Origin of the sequence: Pseudomonas sp. NFACC56-3 (genome assembly GCF_900100025.1) — a bacterium.
GTDB classification, from domain to species: Bacteria; Pseudomonadota; Gammaproteobacteria; order Pseudomonadales; family Pseudomonadaceae; genus Aquipseudomonas; species Aquipseudomonas fluorescens_AA.
This window is the reverse complement of the sequence record NZ_FMTK01000001.1, coordinates 674,330-696,880: the sequence shown is the minus strand read 5'-3', so window position 1 is coordinate 696,880 and position 22,551 is coordinate 674,330. Positions and strand designations below refer to the sequence as shown.

Genomic DNA, 22,551 nt, shown 5'->3' with positions numbered 1-22,551 from the left:
TTATTCGCTCCCTCGGACGATCAATGCGAGGGAAGGGGGCTGCAACGAGCGTATGCAGGCCGCTGGGGCGCAGGAGAGAAAACGGTTCTTTGAAAGGCGACTGGGAGGTTCCTGGAGGGTGTTCATACAGACCTGGAAATGATTGGGGAAGAAATCCTACAACGGTTTCCAATACTTCATACCAGACGATTTATTACAGGATCTGACAAGGGGAGATTGATGAGCACGGTGCGTCGACATGTCCCCTTGGAGACATAGGCAGTTTACGCGGTGCATTCGAAGATAACGTTCGGGGAGTTTGCCCTGCACGAGATATCGGAGGATCACCGCGTGGACAGAACGACGACAAAAGCGCCGATGACGGCGACGGCGGCAGCCAATCCATCAGGAATCAGCTACCAGAGTGTGGAAAACGGTTACTTTGAACAGCGTCGTCTGCAGCGTCACGCAGGATTCTTCACTCTGCTGATTCTCGGTGTCGGTGCAGTGGTGGCGGGGCAGTATTCCGGTTGGAACCTTGGCTTGGCTCAAGGCTTCGGTGGCATGTTCTTGGCCTTGTTGATCATTTCCGTCATGTACCTGTTTCTTTGCTCGTCAATCGGCGAAATGGCGGCTGCGCTGCCGCATACAGGCGGTGCCTATTCTTTTGCGCGCACGACAATGGGCCCGTGGGGGGGATTCAGTACGGGGCTTGCGGAGAACATCGAATTCATCCTGGCTCCTGCGGGGAATATGTTTTTCATGGGGGCCTACCTGACTGCAATTTTCGGCACCGGCCCTGAATGGCAACCTGTCTGGTGGGTGGTCGGTTATGCCTGCATGCTGGTGCTTTCGAACCGGGGTTTGGGGGTGTCGATGCGCGCGGTCGTGCTCATTACCATCGCGGCGGTATCCGTGCTGGTCGTGTTCTTTATTACGGCTTACCCGCATATGGATTTTACCGGCAATGCCCTGAACCTTGCCGTCGACGCCACAGGCAAGCCGGTCGAAGTGCAGGGCGGTAACGGGCCATGGCTGCCATTCGGACTAACCGGGGTCATGCTTGCATTGCCGTTTGCCGTCTACATGTTTCTGGCCATTGAGCAATTGCCACTGACTGCCGAGGAGTCGCATAACCCGACCCGGCATTTGCCGCTGGCATTGGTCTGGGGCACCGTGATTCTTGCGGTATTGGCATTGGGCGTGTTGTTTTTCAGCGCATCGATCGGCGGCGGCAGCTTCTTCATGAGTACGTCTTCGGAACCGTTGCTTGATGGCTTCCGGGAAATTTTCGGGCATACCGCAAGCAAGCTGTTGTCAGCGGTGGCAGTGCTGGGGTTGGCGGCGTCGTTCCTGGCCGGCAGCTTTGCCGCAGGACGCAATATCTACTCGCTGTCGCGTGCCGGGTACTTGCCAACCGGGCTATCGGTTACGCATCCGACCCGCAATACGCCGAATATTGCACTGGCTACCGGGGCGCTGGCTGCACTGGGTATCCTGATGCTCTGCTGGTTTACTTTCGGCAAGGATAACAACGCACTCATGGGCGGAATTCTGGTGAGCATGATCGTGTTCGCCGGAATGATTTCCTACATCTTGCAAAGCGTCGCTTACATTCGCTTGAAGCGCTCCTTCGCTAATTTGCACCGGCCTTATCGCAGCCCTTACGGAATATTCGGAGCCATCGCGGTGATCATCATTGCAACCGCGACACTGATTTATCAGTTTCTCGATCCTCTCTATAAATGGGCGGCCCTCGCTGCTGCCTGCTGGTACCTGATCGGGATTGCCTACTTTGCTTTCTATCGTCGTCATCGCCTGGTGTTGTCACCTGAAGAAGCATTCGCCGTAAGTGGCGGTCGTGAAGGAAATCCGCAATGACTAGTGTTGAACGATCCCAAGACAAGGGCCGTCTGGCCGGAAAAGTGGCCATTATCACCGGCGGCGCCGGTGGATGCGGCGCGGCAGCAAGCCGGTTGTTCGCGGTGGAAGGGGCCAAGGTGATCATTATCGACTTGAATGGGGAGGCCGCCGCCAACCTGGCGTCGCAGATCATTGCCGAAGGCGGTCAAGCATTGGGGCTGGGCGCCGATGTCTCGCAAGCCGTTCAGGTTCGTGAGGCTATCGCCCGAGGGCTGGCCGAATTCGGTCCGGCAGACGTGCTGTTCAACCACGCCGGCACCTTGATCGTGAAACCTTTTCTGGACGTGCAGGAGCATGAGTGGGACTGGCTCATGGCCGTGAATGTCAAGAGCATGTACCTGGTCACGCAGGCAGTGCTTCCACAGATGCTTGCCAAGGGCTCGGGCAGTATCGTGTGCACTTCGTCGATCTCCGCGCAGTATGCGACCCCAGGCGAGGTCGTATACAACGCCAGCAAGGGCGCATGCCAGATGTTCGCGCGAGCCATTGCCGTCGAGTTTCGTGATCGTGGTATTCGCTGCAACGCAGTCGCCCCGGGTTTTATCCGTACCCCTCACGGCGAGCGGGAACTGCGTGACTTGCAACTGATGGGCGTGGATGCCAGTGAAGCAGCGATCAAGTTGCAGCAAGGGCGGCTTTGCGAGCCGGAGGAGGTCGCACGGGCCGCGTTGTTCTTGGCCAGCGACGATGCTTCGTTTGTAAGTGGCGCGCAGCTATTTGTGGACAACGGTTTCTCAGCGGTTTAAATCAATCGTGGCAGGAAATATGCTTGCTCTTTATCGCTGGGTTAAGGGTGCGCTCACAAGTGGGCGCACTGGATAAAGACAAGGGGATGGCATGGCAATTTCAGTTCCGGATGGCAGAAGTGGCATGGATGCCGCGCCCGTCCTTGAGGCATGGCACTGCGCGACGCCCGGCTTGGTCGCATTGCTGCAGTGTGATGGCTTTGCCCGACAGTTGGATGAGGCTTTGTGGGCCGTTGTGAATTTCGACCAAAGCTGCGTGCTGTTTTACCCAGTGGACGGCTCACCCGTGTTACTGCACAACAATCTGCAAGGTATTTGCGAACCGGGAGCGATGCACAGCTATCTTAACGGTACGTATTTGCTGGACCCGGTTTATACCGCCTGCGCTCATGGCCAGGCGAGCGGACTTTATCGCATGAGCGAATTGGCCCCTGATGCTTTCTTCGAGGGTGACTACTTCAATTCCCCCGATGTGCATCCTTGTATTTCCATGCAGTCGGGTACATTGGCGGAAGAAATTGTCTTCATCTCCGCATTGCCGGGCATCGGTCACCTTGCTTATTCACTGATGCGACAGAACGCTTCTCCGACGTTTTCCGCTTTGCAGTTCGAAGGTTTACAGGGTTGCCGTGCGATGGTCGATGTATTGCTGCAACGCCACTATCAAGGTGTTTGCGCTCATCACGACGACAATGCATCGGCCCTGAAAGAGCACTTGAACAACGCTTTTTCGCGATTCGCCGCTGATCAGCTAACCCCCCGTGAACAATTGATCGTCAGCATGATCCTGCGTGGACACTCCAGCCTTTCGATTTCACTGCACCTTGGTATCGCGGAGGGCACGGTAAAAAACCACCGCAAGCACCTGTATTTCAAGCTCGGCATTTCCAGCCAGTCCGAGCTGTTTCATCTGTTCGTGAATTTTGTCCTTAGCCATACCTCAAATGTCCCGTTTGCCAATGCGGGTAACGCGCTGGTGTTCCAGGAAGCTTTTGCCAATTGACGAAGTTGAGTGTCGCTGTCGCGCATGGAAGTTTTGGGCCGTGGCTGACAGCGGGTAGCACAGCGAGAAAGCCTGCACTGGGCGCCACCTGATCTAATCATTGGCTACACATAATGTATATTATGTTAAACGAGATGTTTATAAGGTCGGTCACCTTTGGTTGTCCATTCCACTATTCCTGTGGCTCCTGCCAATTCCCATCGCTGACTGTAAGGTCGACGATCTCATCGTCAGCACGCTCACCGTCTTTCCTTTGATCGTCTTGCTCAATAGTCGCGCCCGAATCGTCAGCGGTAAGCCGGTCGCCACTGCTTATGGGCCTGAGGTGATGTGTGCAGAACGACTAAGGCGTCATGGCGCCAAAACTGAGGCTTCACCTCGTATTGAGCGCCCTTCTTCAACGGGATCAGCCAGTGTCAGCGAATCCACAGGAGTGCTGGCGAACAGCCGCTCGGGCAGCAGATAGCTCCACCTAGCAGACCGACGCTGTTGCCCATTCGCTGACTCTAAAAGCCTATATCGACAGATTCTCAGTGGGATAGCGCACGCTCTGGGTGGAGGCCAGGAAATCCAGGGGATGGTTCGCCTTTGACCTCTCCAAGGTACAAGCCTACCTGCGCACGAAAACGCTCCACTGCCGCGCGGTCGGCCAGGAATCGTCCGAACGCCAACGGGTCGCCGTTGGCGTATTCCCAGATGGGCTTGTAGCCTTGGGGGGCAGGAACGTCGGTACGCACTGACCACATGTACCAGGTGTCCTTTTGCGTCGCAGGATCAAGCAACCAGCTCAGGTAAAGCTTGGCCGCCTCGACATGCTTGGCCCCCTTGAGAATGGCAGCCTGCTGGGGCCAGGCCACGAAAGGGTCATGCTCAGGGAGCGCGAAGCGGGATACGCTGGAGGAAGATGGCACCAACGCTGCGTCAGTCGAGAAAGTCACTAGCGCCTCACCGCTTTCAACCATGTCCGCTGGTGCCTGAGTCCCACGGACATAGATCGGCTCCTGCTTGGCTAAGGCCGCGACGTACTCCCAACCGTACTTGTCAACCACCTGTTTTAACCAGAACAGTACAGCGTCATCATCAGTCGGATAAGTCATTACTATCCGCCCTTTGAACTCTGGGCGCAGGTAATCTTTCGCCTCACGTGGCCATTGCTTGCTGTCGGGCAGAAGTTTGCTGTTGATTACGTTGGAGAACGCATCGACAAAAACCCCGGTGTATGCACCATCCTTATCTTTGAAGGCTGGATACACCTTACTCCAGCCAATTGGTTTGTAAGGCAGTAGCCTGCCTTCTCTTTTCCAACGGGGGAAGTTCTGTAGCGTCTGGATCTGCACCACATCTGGGACCAGCGATTTCGTCGCTATCTGATTATCGATGCGGGCCTCGTGAAACTTGGAGTAATCGACGATCACGTCCAACGTCATGCCAGGAAAGCGTGACTCGAACGCCGATTTCATACCATCTTGCTGTCCTGCCGTATCTCCACCGGCATAAACAATAACTCGCCCTCCTTCAGCGAGTGCGGCCTTGTGAAGAGCCTCCAGACTGCGGGGCTCTTCCGGAACCGCAGCCTGCACGGCACAAAATCCCCCCAATAAAGAAAATATGGCTGCGGCCCCGCTGGCCTGCAGTAGTCTTTTGAGTTTCATCATGAAGTAATGCTCCTTCGTACGTATTCACACGCTGAGTCAAACAATTTCGACTACCAGACCTGGCCAATAAAACAACTACAGTTAAATGGAATTGCGAAGAGCGGGTGCTCAGCTCAGATCGAACCGACGCACCAACCCATTGAGATCGCTGGAGAAGCGCTCCAACTCCGATGATTTAACTTCAGCATCATCGGTCAAGCTTGCTAGCTGAATTCCATTGCTATGGATCAATCCGATACTCTTGTTGATCGATTCAGCTGACTGGTGCTGCTCTTCTGCTGCCGTCGCGATTTGCGTAGTCATGTCACGAATGCTGTCCACTGACTCGCGTATTGCACTGAAGTTTTCACGAACGGCATTGATCTTGGCCACCGATTGCCGCGACACCTGGAGGCTAGCTAGCATTTGCTCCGACATCCGAACTGTACGTCCGGCAAGCCCGCCAAGGAGACTATTGATCTCTTCGGTTGAATCTGCAGTGCGTTTGGCTAAGGCGCGGACCTCATCGGCCACCACCGCGAACCCTCGCCCCTGCTCACCGGCGCGGGCAGCTTCGATGGCCGCGTTCAAAGCTAGCAAATTGGTCTGCTCGGCTATCGATCGGATGGTTCCAAGAATCGACTGTATATTATTGCTCTCGGCCTCCAACTCGCGCATGGATTGGGTCCCGCGGTCGATCTCGCCACTCAGTTGGTCGACTTCAAGAACCGCTTCCTCGATGTGTCGTTGTCCGGTTTGCGCCTGACTGTGCCCCCTATCGGCCGAAACGGCCGCCTGGCTGCACGAACGGGCGACTTCATGAGCCGTCGCGACCATCTCGTTGAAGGCAGTGGAAACCATATCAACGTTTTCGCGCTGCCTGAGGGCAATGCCAGCCATGTCCCGTGCACTCTGACTGGAAACACTGGCGTGGTCCAATACCTGCGTCGAAGTCGTCGCAATACTTTGGATGAGGTCGCGTATCGCACCGGTGAAACGATTAAAACCCTGCGCAAGGCCAGCCACTTCGTCACGACCATTGACTTGTAATTGCTGACTCAGTCGACCTTCGCCATCAGCTATCTGCGTCAGGCCCGCGGCTACCTGTTCGATCGGTCGAACGATGATCCGAGCAAACCATTGGCCAACCATCGCAAACAATGCCGCAAGTAGCAGAGCACCTAGCAACACAGCCCAAGTCATACGATTAGCGTCAGCCATGACTTCATCGTACGGAATCAAGCCAATGAAGCGCCAACCGAGCTCTTCGGAGGGCCAAACGTTAGACAGGTAACGCTTGCCATCTATTTCCACGTCCATCAACCCTTTGGCTGCCGAGGACAACTGGTGGTAGCTCCTACCAAGCTCTGCGAGCGGCTTAAGGGTATGTTCAGGGTGTCTTGGATCGGTCAACACCAAACCGTCGTTGTCGACCATCAACAAATAACCGTCTCTACCCAGTTTGATTTTCTGGACAGTGTCAGTCAGGCGCTCAAGGGATACATCGACATTGATGACACCAACAGGTTTGCCACTCGCATCATGGAACGTACTGCCGGTACCCAGCAACGACACTGAATCGCGGGCCCAGTAGTAGGTCCCCGTACGAATGGGGCGGTCCGGTGCAGCCATAGCCTTGCTGTACCATGGACGCTGACGCGGATCGTATTCGACCAATTTGGGGTCGGTGGGTGAAAACAAGGCACCGCCGTTCATGGTGCCCAGGTAGACATAGGCATAGGAGGGATGAGAGCGGCGAAAGTCATCGAAAAGCGCCTGGACTTTCTGTTCGATATCCGAAGGAGTCGACGTATTGGCCGCCGAACTGGAATAGTTTTTGATACTGTCGTCGACTTGCTTGAGCAGCGGGTGTTGAGAGAGATAACGTACGTTTTCCTCAAAACTGTTGAAAAATATCTGCACGGCATTGTTTATCTGCCGGATCTCCCGCGAACTGTTCTCTACGAAGTCTTCCTTCGCAGCGGTGCGTAAGCCGTTGATCACCCAACCTGCAAATAGTAACACCGGGATGCAGGCGATCAGAGCGAAAGCAAAGGTCAACTTCAGTTTGATGCTCATGACGTTCCTCATCCTTAAAAGGGCTCGCCTCCCACGGCGAGCCCGAAATCCTACTCAGAAGTAGATACCCACCATCAGTTGCAGATAGGTGTTTAAACCATCGCCACCGAGTTGGGATCCACCCTCTCCCGCTGCCTTCTTCGGTTTATAGAAGCCAACCATCGGAGCGACATAGTAGTTAGCCGAGGGCGTCCACTCCGCGAACAGATCCAACTCATGCCCGCTGAAGTCGTAGTTACGTTTGTCCACCGTCTTCAAATCGAAAATCTGAGCGCCTAATTTGACCTTTTCGGATGCCTTGAGCTTGATACCAACGTTTTGGATGGCGGCGTTGGAGTTGAAGGCTCCCGCATAGTTACCTGCAACCTCACCTTGAACCCAGGTACCATAACCACGATAGAATCCGCTAAATAGCGGGTCGTAATCAGGCGAGTAACGCGCATAGCGATAGCTAACGGTCGGAGACAATGGAAGGTCGGAGAAGGTATAGCCACCCTCGACATAACCGGCGCGACCCGCGTCGAGCTTGTCCTGATAAGTCAGCTCCGTGGACAGGAACACGTTCGGGTTACCCGCATTCGTCTTGAAGCGGACACTGTATTGATTCAGATCCTCGCGCTGCATCTGGCCGGGAGAAGCCAAATGCTCGTTCACGTCAAGGCCATGGACATAAAGAAGCCCAAGGGTGCTTTGATCAGAAACATGCTCGACATTGAGCAGCGCTAGCGATGTTTCAGCCTGGATCGGGTTGGCAGACTTGAGCCAGGCGAGGTCCGAACGCCAGCCTTGCGTTCCCCCAAGCCGCAGGATTGCGGTCTGGCCGTAGGACTGACGCAGTCCCAGGTAATAGGCACCACCACGATTAAGACTTTCGCCCCCCCCTGCCCCCATGTTGAATCCGTCATTCTTGATAATGAATCCGTCACCAATCACAAGTCCTTGGCGCCCGAGCGAGAGGTCTATACCGTCCTTACCCAACGTAGGAAACAGGTCAGCGGATTTCCAACCCAAATATGCTTCTTCCCAATTTGTACGACGCTCTCCACCCACACTCCAGCCTGCCGGATCGCCATCACCCCAGGTACCGGTGGTGATGCCTTTGAGGCTGCCATACAGCACGCCGTTTTCTCCTAGTCCATAACTACCCTTGAAACCATACTTGGTAGCCGCTTCCTGCCAACTAACGCTGCCCGGCGTCCTATTGCCCATCTGGTTGTACGCTTTCTTGCTGGAAAACACTCCTAGGTAAGTTGTAACTTCCGCATTGAGCACATCATCGCCTTGCGAATATAGTTGGTAGGCCTGAACCGGCCCCATGGACACCCCAGCGATTACTGCAACCCCCCCGAAAAAAGATGCCCTCATTTTTTTTGTTTTACAGACTCGCACGCTCATTGTCGTCTCCATGCCGTGAATGGCAGGTAGTTAATTATTTTTGAACGAGAAACCCTTTTGGCTGCTATCTTCAGTCACATAAGCGACCTGAACACTCTAAGGCTATCCAAGCCTTTACATGGCCACGACCCTAGCTTGCAAAAAATACACCCCAAAAAATAATGAATAATTTGTCGGAACCTATAACTTATTGGGTTCGATCAGCAGGCATTCAAACAAAATCCCGTGCCTACCGACGCAGGCACGGGATTTTGTACAAGAACGAATGATCAGAATTTAAATCAAGCTTTAAGTTTTCCCAGCGTCCCAAAAACGCCATCGAAATACATCAACGGTGGACGTTGATCCGCAACATGCATATCGCGAATTTCTCCGATCACAATTGCATGGGACGGCGTTACGAAAAACTCTGCTACCACACAGTCGAAAGACACAAGCGCGCCATCAAGTAGTGGCGCACCGGTGTGCCCGACACGCCAACTTCCAGCCACCGCGAAGGGGTCGTCCTGAGCGCCGGAGAACTTGGCAAACGCCTGGGCTATGACTTGCTGATCATGCGCGAGTACGTTGATCGCCATGCGCCGACTGTCGAGCAAGGCATGAAACGTTCGCCCGGTGACATTGACACATGCCAAGATCCTGGGCGGGTCGGCAGATACAGAACAGACAGCGGTCGCCGTCAGACCAAAACGCTCGCCTTGATGCACCGTAGTTACAACATTGACAGCCCCTACCAACCCACGCATGGCCTGGCGGAAATGTTCACGAGCAAATTCAGCGCTCAGGTAATCGCTTGGTCCATGGTGAGCAGCCATTTCTGGGCGTGCCACCCATGAACTGCTGCCTAAGGGGCTCACTTGCGTGCTCCAAGGGAAGCTTCGAGTGAAACATCCGAGAGAATATTGTCGACCATCGCCGTACTTGCATTCCAGTCATAGTTACCGAAGCAGCGCATATGCTGGACGAAGGGTGGACCGGAATAGAACATCTCGTACTGCGTATGACGGGAGCCAAACTCCGAACCCAAGGCATCCCATGCCAGTTTCATCAGCTTGACCCGACCCAGCGGATCGGTAGCGGCGGAACGCTGGGTCGCTTCGATCATTTCGACGATTTCAGGATTGCCAAAGTCTTCCACCGACGACGGCAACATGATCACACCACCACCGGCCAAGCCACGGATATCGTTTACGAACTCCGGATAAAGCGATTGCCCCGCCGAGGTCGCCGAATATACTCGGGAAGCCTTGGGCACGTAGAACTCACCGCGCTGGGTCGGATCAAGCATCATGGCGCGGAAGTTGCCTTCAACCGCCATCGCCTGGCCTGCCAGACGACCCAGAGTGTCCTGCACTGCCGGGAAATTCACGGTTCCGGTAGTCTCGGTCAGACGCCGAGCTACCCCTAACAGGAATTGAAGTTTGACGGTGAAACGAGCCTGACTCTGCAGGTTCATCATCTGCTCGGCGGCGGTCTGGTGGAACAGTGCACCACACAGCTCAGGGCGACGATAGATGAATACCCGCTCCCACGGAATCTTCACGTCGTCGAAATAAATCAGCGCATCGTTTTCATCGAAACGAGTCGCCAGGGGGTAGTCGAACGCCGAACTGGCCGACTGTTCGTACGAACGACGCGAGAGAATCTTCACCCCTTTCTGGGCCAATGGAACGGCGAATGACAGAGCATACATATCGTCTTCCGGACGCAGAGGGTTCTGCACCCCCACCAGGCACTCCTGGGCCAGCACCGCCGAAGTTCCGAGCATCTTGGCGCCACGCACGGTAATACCTTCGGCATCTTCGTCGACCACCCCCAAGGAGTGATACTTGTTACCTTGATCACCCACGTTACGTGAACGGTCGCCTTGTGGGTTGACGATGGTGTAGGTCAATGCGAGATCGTTGTCCCTTGCATAGGCGTAATAGTCTCGCAGCGCCTTGGCACGAGCAGGGTCGTAGTTTTCCAGTAACTCGATGCCGATCATCATACCTACCAGGGCGGCGGGTACATGGTCTGGAGAGCGCCCAATCCAGCCACCAGTCAGCCTTGCCCAAGCCAGGTGTGCCTCACCACGGCGCACCAAGTCTTCCTGGCTGCTTGGCAATTGCCAAGCAAGGTTGACCTGTTTGCCATTGCCTGGCGAACGGAACGTCATTAATTCCTGGTTTTGGGCCTGGTAGTCGTACATGCCGGCAACAGTCTGCACAGCGTTACGAAACGCAGGATGATCGACATGATTGTCGATGCGCTCGCCGTTGATGTAAACGGCGCGGCCGTCGCGAAGACTGGCCAGATAGTCGGAACCCGTACGGGACATGATCGCACTCCTGAATCGTTGTTGTTGTCAGTTTCGGACAGCCTTTCAAGCCTTGGCTGCAAACGCTTCGGCCATGGTGCCGGTATCGAAGTAGTCGCGCAGACGGACGATCTGACCGCCCTTGACGGTCCAGACCTGCACCCATTGGACCGAAAATTCGGTGCCGTTGTGTTTGACCCGCGAACGCTCACGGCCAATCACCGCCACGCTTTCGCCTTCTCCGATGAACTCAAGTGGCTCGAAAGCCTCGACGTCGAGAGTGCCACCAACGATGCCGAAGAACTTTTCCGCACCCTCGGCACCGTGATACTCACCCGAGTGGGGTACACTGGAAGGACCATAAAAGCTGATATGCACATCATCGGCGAGCAATGCAGCGGCTTCGGCGAAGCGCCCGTTGCCTGCATAATCATAAAAACGTTGGACAATTGCTTTGGACATACTCAAATACCTGTTCCCAAACATTAGTACATCAAGTTGGTGAAGTTTCATCGCTGAGGAAATCACCGATCGTTTCGTCGGTATGGAATATCGGCTTTTCGTAATAATGAGGACCGTCGTAGATTTCGATGAGTACCGAGCGCTCATGTGCAAGCGTTGGTCCATGTGGATGATCTTTCGGGTTCATATAAAAATGGCCAGGCTTCAGTCGCAGACCGGAGTCGGTATATTCATAATCACCTTCAAGGCAATACATGAACTGATTTGAAGCATGAGAGTGCTTAACAGGTATACGACCACCGCGCTCATACTCCAACAAAGCAATGCTGGCGCCATTAGCAGGATTTTTCCAAAGGAAATATTGGCGAAACCCATACTCGGGAAATTCGATCCAACCCTCTGGATCCAACTGGGCAGTTTGTATCAATACTTCGAGTGTCATAGTCAGCTCCACGATCATTAGCGACACCGCCGCTCATGACTTCGAGTATCGAAGTGATTGCCCTGAATAACCACTGAATAATTAGGGCTCAGATATAACCGTACGCTCAACTCATAGGGCGTGCGCTATGGCGTGTCATTGTCCTGGAATTCGTCTTCCGGCTCGTCATAGCAAGGCACATGCGGACTCATATGCGAAGCTGCCTCCTCAAGGCTGACGATCAACTGATTACAGGCCTCGCTGTGCGAGCGGTGGGCCAGCCAGAGCACACCGACCGGACGTACAAGACGAGGCAGTGACAGACTCAACGTCGACAGCAGCCCCCGCTGTTCGTAATCCGAAGCGATTGAGCCTGACAAAAACGCGATGGAGTTTGTTTCGTGTATGAAGCTTTGAATCACGTTGGCAGAAAGCGTCTCGATGTAGGTCGTCGGCAAGGGCACACCATGTCGGCGGAACATCGCCAGCAAAGGCACTTGCAGCAATGAGCCAGAAGGTGGGAGCACCCATGGAAATTCGGCGAGGTCTTTCCAGCATACCTGCCCTGCTCCGGCAAACGGATGCTGCGGTCCAACGACAGCAACGGTGTTATCCTCCGTCAGAACCTTCTCTTCGATATCTGCACCCACTCGCTTGGCAGGCAAGGTGCCGCAGATCAAATCGATATTTCCGTTACGTAGTTCTTGCAGCAGGACATCCAGCGACCCCTCACGAATGAATACCGAGGTAGTCGGCGACTCACGCTGCAATATCGCCAATGCTCGTGGAACAATAGAACCTGCTGCAGCCGGCAAAGCACCTAGGTTGACTTTGCTCGTACGCCCCGCAGCCAGCGCCTGTAACTCCTCGCCCGTAGTACTCAGGTCTGCGAGGATCGAACGGGCATGGCGAATCAGACACTCCCCATATGGGGTTGGGCTCAACCCTCGACCGGTACGTTCAAACAGCTTGAGCCCAAGTCCATTCTGAAGTTCGTTAAGTGCCTTGGATACCGCTGGCTGCGTAACGTTGAGCAGCTCGGCGACCTTGGTCAGTTGACCAAGGTCGTCGATTGCCACCAACAACTGCAAATGACGCGGTTTGAGACCTGCGCGGATGTACCAGTCCAACTTTGCCATATGCACTTCTCCAGCGTGAACGAAGCGATGAGCTAGAGCGCCTGCGTAAGATCAAGTATCCGATCAGCCGTACGCAGTGCAGCGGCTACCAGAGTGAACGTCGGGTTGGAGCTGTTGGAAGAGCCCAGCACGGCGTTACCTGCGACGAACACATTGCCCATGTTCCACAACTGACCATAACGATCCACCACGCTGGTGCCGTCGTTTTCCGGCCCCATGCGACACGAACCCATCAGGTGTGCCGAACCGCCTACCCCATACATCATAAAGTTGGCACCACGTGTAATATCACCCACAGCAGCCGATACCCGATAGTGTTCAGCAAGCGCTTCACTGATTCGCTGAGTATCTGCAAGCGAATGCTGCAAGTGCACCCGTACCTGTGGAAGACCGAAAGCGTCCTTGGTCTCACTATCGAAGGAAATCCGATTATCAGGGTTCTCATCCATCGCCACAAAAGTGGTGATGTCTGCGCCATCTTCATCACGTGTGCCAGCAGCTGGCGTCTGTGGGAAACGGAACACTTCAGTCTGCCAAGGGTGATCGGCAGAGTGCGGTACCCAGATCGAGAAAATCGGGTCATGGGCTGGCACATCTTCAAGTATTTCCGGCCGCAGCACTACGCGGGTGGATAAAATGGGATGATCGAGTAGATTGCGACCGAGGGCCGGGCCCGCGTCGATGCCCGACGCATGAATCAGTTGAGCAGCAGCCAGAGTACCGCTGGCAATGACCACGGTGTCTGCGTGGATCACGACAGGATCACCGCCCTGGCGCGGAAACGCCACGACTCCAGAAGCCCGCCCATTGACATGCAATACCTGACGCACAACATGATCTGCCAGCACCTGCGGCAACACACCGTCCGTGGCCTGGGCCAGCAGGTCGTCACTGGAGGTATACTTAAGCTTGCCGTCCACACGCCGGGCCGCGATTGGCATTGGCTGGACCTCTCGCCCTGCCGGCAACCCCGTCACAGCCGCACGAGTTGCCGCCAGGATTCGCTCGGCGCGTACTCCGCCCTTCGCGATATCAGGATCGACGTGCATTACACGGGCAGCCTCGGCAAAGTATTCCGCCCACTGCGCCGGGTCCATCCACTTGGGAAGTTCGGAGACATCGGGTGAGGGGGCATTGGAACACCAAAGCGAAAATGACCCACCCACGCCATGGCTGACCAAAAAGCCTGGCAACCCTTCTACAGGTGTAGAAGATGAACAGGGGAATACCCATTCGTTCATCACAACCTTGGCGTACTCGAGCATACCCGCCTCGCTCACGTCGAGATTGCGAGCGTGCAGGCCCGGTGTACCGAAGCGTACCGGTCCGGCTTCGACCACCATCACCCGCTTGCCTGCCTGGCCCAACCGGCCAGCTACGGTCGAACCACCCGCCCCTGACCCCACCACTACGACGTCGACGTTAAAACTGCTCATTTCTCACTACTCCTAAGCACACAGAGGCATCACAGACGGGCGCTGATGATCGCCAGTAAACCGCCGACCAAAGCAACGTGTTCGAACAGGAAAATCTTGTGAATCACTTGTTCCTGCGGGTCGGTGTAGGTCCAGTAGCGGTGGAAGATCGTGTCCGCACTGAGCACAAATACGATCAATACACATGCTCCGATGACGACGGTGGACGGAATCAACAGCAGCAAGCTACCCACGGAGAGCATGGCTAGCCCAATCGTGATCAACAGCGATGCGCCTCGCTCGATTCCCACTCGTTTGAACTCCAAGAGCTGAAAGTTCCAGGTCTGTGCGTTGAACACAGTGGCCCACAAGAAGTAGGCCGCGATAGCCAGGCGGCTGATCCAGTCGATGAATTCGGCTAGGTGCATAGTTGAGACTCCCGAGTGTTGGCAGGTTTCAGAACATGGAATTGTTATTGGTTGATACTGAAGGCACCGGCTGAATCACATCCCAGTGTTCGACGATGCGTCCGTCCTCAAGGCGGAAGAAATCCATTACCGCGTCACCGATCACGTCAATGTCAGATGTCCAATGCAAGTGCACCGCCACAAGGTCATCCTCAGCGATCATTCTTTTTATCTGCAAAGAAGAGCGTGGATGCGCTTCGCAAAAGGCATGAAAGAACGCAGCGAAAGCTTGCACACCATCACCGACCATCGGGTTATGCTGGCGGTAGTGACTCCCCATGCAACGGGCGATACCCTCTTCGACGGCATGCTGGTTGAACACCAGATCAAGAAACTCGCGAACCACTCGCTTGTTGTTTTCAAGGACGTCGGACATCGTCGATTTCTCTCAGCAAGTCCAACGCAGACGAAACTGGTCGGCCACCAGAGAAAGAATTAGGACGATGCCCAATACAATCTGCTGGACGTAAGACTCGACCCGGATCAGGTCCATGCCGTTAGTCAGGATGGTGATGAACAAGGCCCCCAAAAGTACGTCGCGAACCTTGCCGATTCCTCCAAACAACGACACTCCGCCGATTACGCAGGCGGCGATGGCCTGTAGACCGAAGGTCGAACCGTTGAGTGCTTCGGCAGAGCCGGTGCGAGCCAGGAACAGTACGCCGACGACCGACGCCAACAGACCGGCCATGACGTACGCGAGGAACAATTGGCGCTTGGTGGCAATGCCTGACAACTGGGCTGCACGTAGATTGGCACCCACTGCGTAGAAATAGCGCCCTGTAGTTGTTCGGTTGAGCAGTATCCAGATGGCTACGAACAACACCAACGTGATCAGTACCGGTGGTGTCATACCCAGCACTCGACCATAACCCAGCACCTGCATGAACTCATCGGGTATGCCTGTAACCGGCAAGCCACTGGTCAGGCTGAGAGATACGCCGACCAGGCTGGTCATGGTGCCGAGGGTCATCATGAACGGCGACACCTTGAGCACCGAAACACCAACGCCATTTATCGCACCAACCAGCATCCCGGCAAACAGGCCGCCGACCACGGAAAGAGTGATGACTAAGCCGATCGAGTCGGGGTACAACTCCAGCAGGTAGAGCATCAGCGAAGCAGTGACAACACCGACGAACCCAATAATTGAACCCACTGATAAATCCAGGCCAGCGGTCAAGATCACCAGCATCTGCCCCATGGCAACGATGATCAGGAAGGTCGAAACACGCATCACGTTGGACAGGTTATCAAGCGACAGAAAGCGCGGTTCGTTGACCGCGAAATATATCAAGGTGATGCAAAGCAACAACGGCAAGATGCCGAGGCTGACGAAAAGCCGCTTGGCGACGCTGGCAACACCGACGGAGCGCGTCGATGCCGGGTTGTGCTCGGTAACGTTAATCATGGCTCGACTCCAGGTGCGCGGAACATTGGGTGCCGAAGAAGCCGTGCAGAACACGCGACTCCGTAATTTCGGTTTTTTCCATGTGATCGACGATACGGCCATCCCTGACCACATAAAGGCGGTGACTGAGGTTGAGCACCTCGGGCAAGTCCGAGCTGATAATCACCACCGCATTGCCCGCTTCGGCCAGAGCCTTGATACAAGCATAGACCTCAACCCTGGCCGAAACATCGATGCCAACTGTTGGCTCATCAAAGATGAAAACCCGGGTATCGCGCGACAGTGCCTTGGCGATCAGGACTTTCTGCTGGTTGCCGCCCGAATAGCGACCTACATGACCATCAAGCGCCAGAGGACGCACCCGCATACGCTCACCCAGCTCTTTGGCGGTACGGCGCTCGTTGCCCATACGCAACCAGCAACCCGCTCGCGACAACCCCCTCATATGCAGCGCCGGCAGCGTGATGTTCTCTTGGGTAGGACGCAGCAGCATCAGTCCTTCGTTGCGTCGGTCCGAAGTGATATAAACAAGGCCCCGGTCAAGCATAGAGCGTGGACTTGGACGAATACTGGGCTCGCCCTCCACTCGCACCTGCCCGTCACTGATAGGTACCAGGCCGAAAACGGCGCGACCGATCTCAGACTTTCCGCAGCCCACCAGTCCGGCCAAACCGACCACTTCGCCGGCACACACCTGCAGGTCGACCTCGCGCACGCTACCATCGGAGCTGCTGACCCCCTGCAGCGAGAGAAGACAAGCACCAGGGTTACTGAAAATCTCCGGGTAGAACGCTTCGAAGGTGCGCCCGGTCATCAGTTGAACCAGTTGTTCCTCTGTTACCGCAGCAGTCTCGACAGTACTGATGAACTTTCCATCGCGCATCACGGTAATGCGATCGGAAATACGATAGATTTCCTTAATCCGGTGGGTGATGTAGATGATACTCACGCCTTGTTCACGCAGGCTCTCGACCAGCTCGAACAAAGCTTCAGTTTCTTTTTCCGACAGCGATGCGGTCGGCTCATCCAAGATCAGCAGCTTCGGCTCGGTCAGCAGTGCCTTGGCCATCTCAACCATCTGCTGCTGAGCACGGGATAGGCGACTTACCGGCGCCTTCAGGTCCAAGTCGAAGCCAAAATGCTTCAACGCAGCCCGTACCCGCTGACGACGCTCCACCAAGTTGATGAAGATACCCCAGCGTGGTTCTGCGCCGAGCAAGATGTTTTCTTCCACACTCAAAGTCGGTGCCAGGCTGAACTCCTGGAACATCGCCGCGATACCATGTCGGCGAGCATCCTGAACATCGCGCAGCGCCAGGGGCTGGCCATCTAGCCACATCTGGCCGCTATCAGGCTGCAGGGCACCAGCAATCATGTTGATCAGCGTCGATTTACCAGCGCCATTCTCGCCGAACAACACATGTACCTCCCCGCGACGCAGGGAAAACGACATGTTATTGAGGGCTTGAACCGCACCAAAGCGTTTACTGAGCCCTTCGACACGAAAGAGCGTGACGGGGTCGGTCACCAACGGTGCAGCGTCGGACTGTGCATGGCGACCGTCATTGACAAGGGCGTGCATCACAGAATATCTCCCAGCTCTCACGCGCCCGGGGTGAGCCGGGCGGTGGATTATTGTTGTTGTCAGCCGATCAATGACCAGGCTTCCAGCCGACCGGCTGGAGATTGGCCTTGGCCCATTCGTGGGGAATGTCCTCAAGACGAGTGCCAATGATCTCGTTCCACTTATTGAGGAACGCCATGTAGCAAATCAGCGTGGTGATGAAGATCACCTGCTCCTCGTCAAAGAAGCGTTTCAGGTCGTTGACGTCCTGGTCGGTCACCTCGCCCGGAATGCGCGCCGCATGGCGGCAAAGGCGCAGCAAAGCCCGCTCGCGCTCGTCGTACAAAGGCGATGTCTCATAGGCGTGGATCGCCAGAATCTTTTCCAGTGGTAACCCCAGCTCAGGAGCTCCACAGGCACAGTGCGCGGCACTATAGTGCGACTGTGAAAACTGACTGAACGCGAACGTCACCAGACGACGCACTGGCTCCTCAACGGTTGCTGGATACCATGCCGCATCACTCATGGCGTCGACCGCCTTGAGCAAAAGCGGTGCTCGGCCCATGGTGAAGAAACTGTTTGGTACGTACCCGATGGAGTCGATCATGCCCTGGAAGGCATTTTCGAATTCCGGCAGGTCCTTGCGTTCAAGCGGAAGAATACGAGGTGGCATGGCAAGAGTCCTTTGGGATGGGATGAAATATCGAATACTCAATCAGTCGACTTTCAGTTGTGGCTTCCAGCCTCGCGGGGCAAACGCTGCATCGCTGAGCTGATCGACGTTGGTCTTGTCCATCATCTGCACAGCCGGAATGGCATCACGTATCTGCAGCTTGTTCTCCAGACTACGTACAGCCATATCCACAGCAATACGGTTGATCGATACCGAGTTCTCAACCACCACGCCCTCTACTTCGCCGCTACGAATAGGCCGCAGCAAATCGGCGGTGATGAAGGTGGCATACAGTCCTACCTGGCCGACCTTGCCACGCTCGCGCAGAGCATTAAGCGCTGCCTCAACGGTAGTACCCATGCCGACGATGTATTTGATGTCTGGATAAGTGATCAGCACGTTCTCAACCAATGGTTGCTGATCGAGACGGCTGCTCTGGCCGTAGATGACCTTTTCCAGGCGGATATCGGAGCCTGCGATAGCCTCCTTGAAACCAATCACGCTGTCTTCGGCCCACGACACACCGGCCGGTCCTGGCATGAGCACGACGGGCGTGGCGCCCGAACCTGCCGGGTGCTTATTGGCCAATGCCTTTCCGACCAGTTGGCCGACTTCCTTGTAGGTCACGACCACCCGTGCATCCGTCGGAGTATCTACCCCGGTGTTAAGGTCAACCACCTTGATACCTTTGGCGCGGGCCTGTTCGATCTTCTGGTTCATGCCACTGGGTGACACCGAGAACATCAAAATACCCTGCGCGCCAAGAGTGACGCAGTTGTCAAATTGCGCCATCTGTTTATCGATATTGGCGTATCCACCAGCATCGTAGATGGTCAATTGCGCCCCCAGTTTCTTGGCTTGATCAACTGTGCCGTAGATGTAGGCGCGCAAAATATCGTTGGTCGTGTGCGGAAACAGCGCACACAGGTTCCATTTGCGTGATACGTCTGAAGACTTCAGCAACTCGTAGGAGGTGAGACTGCCTTTGAACGGTTCGGAGGCCCTTTCCCTGGGAGGATCCATGGCCAGCACCGAAATGCTGTCGACATCCGCCGCTTGGACCGAAATACTGCTGAGGGCCGTGAGCAGGACGCCGAAGCAGAGACTTGCTTTCACTATGTTATGCATGCTGTTCCCCTTTCTTGGAATTAATTTGGGTACTACTGGCAGTGGCATCCCTGCATATGTGCATCATGTTCAAACATCGAACACGATGAATACGAAATCGCCCGCGTCCTCACGTAACCCTTCAAGCTTTTGGTAACTCGCTGAATCGAACCAGGCCTGGCAAGACGCCGAGTCTGGAAAGGTAAACAGTGCTGTGCGGGGGTGCTTGTGTTTACCAAGCAGAACGACGGTCTGCTCGTCTACACCAACATATTTGCCACCGTGGTGGGCGACCGAAGGTCCTGAGCGCTCGATATATTCAGCGAGCTTCTCTGGGTCCTTGACGGTTCCAAATGCTAGAAAGTACGCAGTCATGATCTATTGGGCTCCTGGGCAGAACTTAGTCGTTGAGCAAATACTTCCATGGGGTGTCGCTACCCCAGTTAATGCAAACGCTCTGTCGACGCATATAGCCCTTCCAGGCATCAGAGCCCGCGGTGCGCCCACCACCGGTTTCTTTCTCACCGCCAAATGCGGCTCCGACATCTGCCCCCGTGGTGCCCATATTGACTTTGGCGATACCACAGTCGCTGCCAGAGGCAGATAAGAAACGCTCTATGTTGCTGAGGTTGCTGCTGTGTATCCCTGAAGCCAGCCCCTGCACTACACCGTTGTGCATTTCGATGGCTTCATCGAGATCTTCGTAATCAATCACATAGATCAGCGGTGCAAACGTTTCTTCCTGCACACAGTGCCATTCGTTGCGAGCATGCGTAATGATGGTCGGCTCTACGAAGTAACCTGGGCAGTCCATGCGGTGACCGCCAAAGGCAATCTGCCCGCCAAGCGAAACAGCCTCTGCGACAGAGCGCTCAAAATGCTCGGCTGCAGCACGGTCGACCAGCGGCCCAACCAGATTCCCGGCGATAGCCGGGTCGCCAACACGGATGCGGGTATAGGCCTGTTTAAGCAGTTCAACCAATTCAGCCCTGATGCTGCTGTGAGCGATAACTCGACGGGTACTGGTGCAACGCTGTCCGGAGGTGCCTACGGCACCAAAAGCGATAGCTGCGGCTGCCAGCTTCAGATCGGCGGTTTCATCGACGATGCAACCGTTATTACCCGAGCATTCCAACAGACTGCGACGGCCCAGAGTTGAACCCACAATCTGCGCCACCTTGCGACCCACATTGCTAGAACCTGTAAACGAGATCAAAGCAACACGGGTATCACGAACCAGGCGCTCGGCCACGTCGTTGTCTTGCGGGATTACCAAGGAGAAAACGCCCGGTTGATCCAGCTCGTTCATGGCGATTTCGCACAGTCTTTGCAGAGCCAAAGCGGTCAACGGCACTTTGGGGCTCGGCTTCCAGATCACCGTGTTACCGCCTATCGCCGACAGGAAGCCGTTCTGTGCCCAGACAGCGGCCGGGAAGTTGTAGGCCGATATGATGCCCACTACACCCAGAGGCAACCATTGGTCATACATACGATGATTGGTACGCTGAGACTGCTGGGTAAAGCCATAGAGCATGCGCGATTGGCCGGCGGCCAAAATCGCCATGTCGATGACCTCACGCACTTCACCCATAGCTTCGGCCAGTGATTTACCTGTTTCCAGAGCCACCACTGCGGCCAATGCTGCATGGTGCTGCTTGCACAGCTCGCCAATTCGCGAAACCAGTTCGCCGCGACGCGGTGCCGGAACCATGCGCCAGCGACGCTGTGCATCATAGGCAGTCTGAGTAACCCGATCCAGATCATCAGCGGTTGCGCTAATCACCTGAGCCAGACGCTGCTCTGTCGAAGGGTTAATCACGTCGAACCGTTGCCCATCGGAGGACGACCAGCCATTTTGGCTGTCATGGGCGCCAGGGTTGACCGACTGCAAGAACAACTCGGTAAATACACTGCTTTGATTGATAGTCATGGTTCACTCACAGCTCAACGAGACAATGCGATTGGAGGGGGTAGCGGCACTCACGGTGCCAAGAACCAGGTTGCGAAGAGTGCCAATACCCTGGATACGGCTCTCGATCAGGTCGCCATCTGCCAGGAATAACGCTGGCACGCGAGCGGCTCCAATGCCATCAGGCGTTCCCGTCAGGATCACGTCTCCCGGCTCCAGGGTCATGCCGCGAGACAGGTCGGCAATCAGCCGCGCAACGCTGAAGATCTGGTTTGCGGTCGTATCGCGCTGCATGACCACTCCATTGATATGGCATTCGATCGTAAGCGCCTGCGGGTCTACGATGTCGTCTGCGGTGACCAATACAGGGCCCAGCGGACAGGTGCCATCAAGGCTCTTACCCTTGAACCACTGAGCGCCGTGAGCGCGCTGCAAGTCACGCGCACTAATGTCGTTGGCGATTGTGTACCCATAGACGTGGGACAAGGCATTCGCTTCGTCGATGTCCCGCCCCCCAAGACCAATTACCACTGCCAGTTCCACCTCCCAGTCCAGTTTGCTGGTCAGGCCGGCATGCAGTGGGAGGTCATCGTTGGCCGCAGCCACAGAACCAGTGGCCTTGGTGAAGAATGTCGGAACTTCAGGCAAGGCCTCCGGCCCCTGACCTTCACGTTTGCCAATGCTCTCGTCGAAGTGCTTACGGTAGTTCCAACCAACGCAAATAACATTGCGACGAGGTTCGATGATGGGTAGCAAACGGACTTGTTCGAGCGTCAGTGCCTGTGAATGCGGGTCAGGCAGAATACGCTCTGGCAGCAGGATCAGCTCCTGCAGATTGCTTACACCTAGCAACGGACGAATGCGGTCGTTTTCAACTAGCCCGATACGGCGTACTTGTTGGTGTTCGAAAGCTATGAGTTTCATC

21 protein-coding genes and 2 pseudogenes are annotated in these 22,551 nt (G+C 55.4%); 3 read left to right on the top strand and 20 right to left on the bottom strand.

From position 1 onward, the window contains the following. Positions 1-330: 330 nt before the first annotated feature. The 3 genes from BLO80_RS02940 to BLO80_RS02930 all read left to right on the top strand — a co-directional run bounded on the left by BLO80_RS02940 (position 331) and on the right by BLO80_RS02930 (position 3,651). Positions 331-1,860, top strand: coding sequence for an amino acid permease (locus BLO80_RS02940; RefSeq protein ID WP_092326648.1), 1,530 nt, complete (start codon positions 331-333; stop codon positions 1,858-1,860). Next, positions 1,857-2,648: an SDR family NAD(P)-dependent oxidoreductase gene (locus BLO80_RS02935; RefSeq protein WP_092326646.1), complete on the top strand. Its 792-nt coding sequence runs from the start codon at positions 1,857-1,859 to the stop codon at positions 2,646-2,648. The genes BLO80_RS02940 and BLO80_RS02935 overlap by 4 nt, the downstream gene beginning before the upstream one ends. A gap of 91 nt (positions 2,649-2,739) precedes the next feature. Further along, on the top strand, positions 2,740-3,651 hold the full coding sequence (locus BLO80_RS02930; protein WP_092326644.1) for a helix-turn-helix transcriptional regulator: 912 nt from the start codon (positions 2,740-2,742) through the stop codon (positions 3,649-3,651). A 228-nt stretch (positions 3,652-3,879) separates the two neighbouring features. Here the strand turns inward: BLO80_RS02930 and BLO80_RS30155 are convergent. The 20 genes and pseudogenes from BLO80_RS30155 to BLO80_RS02840 form a co-directional block, all read right to left on the bottom strand. Next, positions 3,880-4,067, bottom strand: a pseudogene (locus BLO80_RS30155) (IS4 family transposase); the annotation flags it as partial. A gap of 114 nt (positions 4,068-4,181) precedes the next feature. Then, positions 4,182-5,306, bottom strand: a complete 1,125-nt coding sequence (locus BLO80_RS02925; RefSeq protein WP_218189355.1) for an ABC transporter substrate-binding protein — start codon at positions 5,304-5,306, stop codon at positions 4,182-4,184. 108 nt (positions 5,307-5,414) lie between these two features. After that, positions 5,415-6,146 carry a methyl-accepting chemotaxis protein gene (locus BLO80_RS30545; RefSeq protein WP_371914563.1) on the bottom strand — a complete coding sequence of 244 codons (732 nt, stop codon included), beginning with the start codon at positions 6,144-6,146 and terminating at the stop codon, positions 5,415-5,417. A 126-nt stretch (positions 6,147-6,272) separates the two neighbouring features. Continuing rightward, positions 6,273-7,364: pseudogene (locus BLO80_RS30540) on the bottom strand (cache and HAMP domain-containing protein); the annotation flags it as partial. 54 nt (positions 7,365-7,418) lie between these two features. Beyond that, positions 7,419-8,759: an alginate export family protein gene (locus BLO80_RS02915; RefSeq protein WP_256574083.1), complete on the bottom strand. Its 1,341-nt coding sequence runs from the start codon at positions 8,757-8,759 to the stop codon at positions 7,419-7,421. Positions 8,760-9,040: 281 nt separating this feature from the next. Further along, positions 9,041-9,574, bottom strand: a complete 534-nt coding sequence (locus BLO80_RS02910) for a flavin reductase family protein (protein ID WP_092326640.1) — start codon at positions 9,572-9,574, stop codon at positions 9,041-9,043. 38 nt (positions 9,575-9,612) lie between these two features. Further along, the gene (locus tag BLO80_RS02905) at positions 9,613-11,079 is read right to left on the bottom strand and encodes a 4-hydroxyphenylacetate 3-hydroxylase family protein (protein WP_092326639.1); all 1,467 of its coding nucleotides are present in this window, start codon (positions 11,077-11,079) and stop codon (positions 9,613-9,615) included. Between the two features lie 45 nt (positions 11,080-11,124). After that, the gene (locus BLO80_RS02900; RefSeq protein WP_175459440.1) at positions 11,125-11,520 is read right to left on the bottom strand and encodes a nuclear transport factor 2 family protein; all 396 of its coding nucleotides are present in this window, start codon (positions 11,518-11,520) and stop codon (positions 11,125-11,127) included. A gap of 31 nt (positions 11,521-11,551) precedes the next feature. After that, the gene (locus BLO80_RS02895; protein ID WP_256574082.1) at positions 11,552-11,962 is read right to left on the bottom strand and encodes a cupin domain-containing protein; all 411 of its coding nucleotides are present in this window, start codon (positions 11,960-11,962) and stop codon (positions 11,552-11,554) included. Between the two features lie 125 nt (positions 11,963-12,087). Then, entirely contained in the window at positions 12,088-13,080 is a 993-nt protein-coding gene (locus BLO80_RS02890) for a LysR substrate-binding domain-containing protein (RefSeq protein WP_092326634.1), read from the bottom strand. Between the two features lie 32 nt (positions 13,081-13,112). After that, positions 13,113-14,516, bottom strand: a complete 1,404-nt coding sequence (locus BLO80_RS02885; RefSeq protein ID WP_092326633.1) for a GMC oxidoreductase — start codon at positions 14,514-14,516, stop codon at positions 13,113-13,115. A gap of 29 nt (positions 14,517-14,545) precedes the next feature. Further along, positions 14,546-14,923 carry a hypothetical protein gene (locus BLO80_RS02880; RefSeq protein WP_092326631.1) on the bottom strand — a complete coding sequence of 126 codons (378 nt, stop codon included), beginning with the start codon at positions 14,921-14,923 and terminating at the stop codon, positions 14,546-14,548. A gap of 28 nt (positions 14,924-14,951) precedes the next feature. Continuing rightward, on the bottom strand, positions 14,952-15,338 hold the full coding sequence (locus BLO80_RS02875) for a nuclear transport factor 2 family protein (RefSeq protein ID WP_092326629.1): 387 nt from the start codon (positions 15,336-15,338) through the stop codon (positions 14,952-14,954). Positions 15,339-15,350: 12 nt separating this feature from the next. Then, positions 15,351-16,373 (bottom strand): ABC transporter permease, encoded by a 1,023-nt coding sequence (locus BLO80_RS02870; RefSeq protein ID WP_092326628.1) that lies wholly within the window; start codon positions 16,371-16,373, stop codon positions 15,351-15,353. Further along, positions 16,366-17,955 carry a sugar ABC transporter ATP-binding protein gene (locus BLO80_RS02865; protein WP_092326626.1) on the bottom strand — a complete coding sequence of 530 codons (1,590 nt, stop codon included), beginning with the start codon at positions 17,953-17,955 and terminating at the stop codon, positions 16,366-16,368. Before BLO80_RS02865 ends, BLO80_RS02870 begins: the two co-directional genes overlap by 8 nt. A gap of 70 nt (positions 17,956-18,025) precedes the next feature. Next, positions 18,026-18,610, bottom strand: coding sequence for a carboxymuconolactone decarboxylase family protein (locus BLO80_RS02860; protein WP_092326625.1), 585 nt, complete (start codon positions 18,608-18,610; stop codon positions 18,026-18,028). A 42-nt stretch (positions 18,611-18,652) separates the two neighbouring features. Beyond that, positions 18,653-19,738 (bottom strand): TMAO reductase system periplasmic protein TorT, encoded by a 1,086-nt coding sequence (torT, locus tag BLO80_RS02855; RefSeq protein ID WP_175459439.1) that lies wholly within the window; start codon positions 19,736-19,738, stop codon positions 18,653-18,655. A gap of 69 nt (positions 19,739-19,807) precedes the next feature. Continuing rightward, on the bottom strand, positions 19,808-20,092 hold the full coding sequence (locus BLO80_RS02850; RefSeq protein WP_092326622.1) for a DUF1330 domain-containing protein: 285 nt from the start codon (positions 20,090-20,092) through the stop codon (positions 19,808-19,810). 25 nt (positions 20,093-20,117) lie between these two features. Beyond that, entirely contained in the window at positions 20,118-21,647 is a 1,530-nt protein-coding gene (locus BLO80_RS02845; RefSeq protein ID WP_092326620.1) for an aldehyde dehydrogenase family protein, read from the bottom strand. Between the two features lie 3 nt (positions 21,648-21,650). Then, the gene (locus tag BLO80_RS02840; RefSeq protein WP_092326618.1) at positions 21,651-22,550 is read right to left on the bottom strand and encodes a fumarylacetoacetate hydrolase family protein; all 900 of its coding nucleotides are present in this window, start codon (positions 22,548-22,550) and stop codon (positions 21,651-21,653) included. Position 22,551: the final 1 nt, after the last annotated feature.

Excerpts from the sequence above, each read along its gene's own strand:
- BLO80_RS02900 (WP_175459440.1), bottom strand. The coding sequence starts at position 11,520 with ATGTCCAAAGCAATTGTCCAACGTTTTTATGATTATGCAGGCAACGGG.
- BLO80_RS02910 (WP_092326640.1), bottom strand. The coding sequence starts at position 9,574 with ATGGCTGCTCACCATGGACCAAGCGATTACCTGAGCGCTGAATTTGCT.
- BLO80_RS02890 (WP_092326634.1), bottom strand. The coding sequence starts at position 13,080 with ATGGCAAAGTTGGACTGGTACATCCGCGCAGGTCTCAAACCGCGTCAT.
- BLO80_RS02935 (WP_092326646.1), top strand. The coding sequence starts at position 1,857 with ATGACTAGTGTTGAACGATCCCAAGACAAGGGCCGTCTGGCCGGAAAA.
- BLO80_RS02865 (WP_092326626.1), bottom strand. The coding sequence starts at position 17,955 with ATGCACGCCCTTGTCAATGACGGTCGCCATGCACAGTCCGACGCTGCA.
- BLO80_RS02880 (WP_092326631.1), bottom strand. The coding sequence starts at position 14,923 with ATGCACCTAGCCGAATTCATCGACTGGATCAGCCGCCTGGCTATCGCG.
- BLO80_RS02840 (WP_092326618.1), bottom strand. The coding sequence starts at position 22,550 with ATGAAACTCATAGCTTTCGAACACCAACAAGTACGCCGTATCGGGCTA.
- torT (WP_175459439.1), bottom strand. The coding sequence starts at position 19,738 with ATGCATAACATAGTGAAAGCAAGTCTCTGCTTCGGCGTCCTGCTCACG.
- BLO80_RS02875 (WP_092326629.1), bottom strand. The coding sequence starts at position 15,338 with ATGTCCGACGTCCTTGAAAACAACAAGCGAGTGGTTCGCGAGTTTCTT.
- BLO80_RS02930 (WP_092326644.1), top strand. The coding sequence starts at position 2,740 with ATGGCAATTTCAGTTCCGGATGGCAGAAGTGGCATGGATGCCGCGCCC.
- BLO80_RS02915 (WP_256574083.1), bottom strand. The coding sequence starts at position 8,759 with ATGAGCGTGCGAGTCTGTAAAACAAAAAAAATGAGGGCATCTTTTTTC.
- BLO80_RS02885 (WP_092326633.1), bottom strand. The coding sequence starts at position 14,516 with ATGAGCAGTTTTAACGTCGACGTCGTAGTGGTGGGGTCAGGGGCGGGT.
- BLO80_RS02870 (WP_092326628.1), bottom strand. The coding sequence starts at position 16,373 with ATGATTAACGTTACCGAGCACAACCCGGCATCGACGCGCTCCGTCGGT.
- BLO80_RS02860 (WP_092326625.1), bottom strand. The coding sequence starts at position 18,610 with ATGCCACCTCGTATTCTTCCGCTTGAACGCAAGGACCTGCCGGAATTC.
- BLO80_RS02925 (WP_218189355.1), bottom strand. The coding sequence starts at position 5,306 with ATGATGAAACTCAAAAGACTACTGCAGGCCAGCGGGGCCGCAGCCATA.
- BLO80_RS02905 (WP_092326639.1), bottom strand. The coding sequence starts at position 11,079 with ATGTCCCGTACGGGTTCCGACTATCTGGCCAGTCTTCGCGACGGCCGC.
- BLO80_RS02850 (WP_092326622.1), bottom strand. The coding sequence starts at position 20,092 with ATGACTGCGTACTTTCTAGCATTTGGAACCGTCAAGGACCCAGAGAAG.
- BLO80_RS02895 (WP_256574082.1), bottom strand. The coding sequence starts at position 11,962 with ATGACACTCGAAGTATTGATACAAACTGCCCAGTTGGATCCAGAGGGT.
- BLO80_RS02845 (WP_092326620.1), bottom strand. The coding sequence starts at position 21,647 with ATGACTATCAATCAAAGCAGTGTATTTACCGAGTTGTTCTTGCAGTCG.
- BLO80_RS30545 (WP_371914563.1), bottom strand. The coding sequence starts at position 6,146 with ATGGTTTCCACTGCCTTCAACGAGATGGTCGCGACGGCTCATGAAGTC.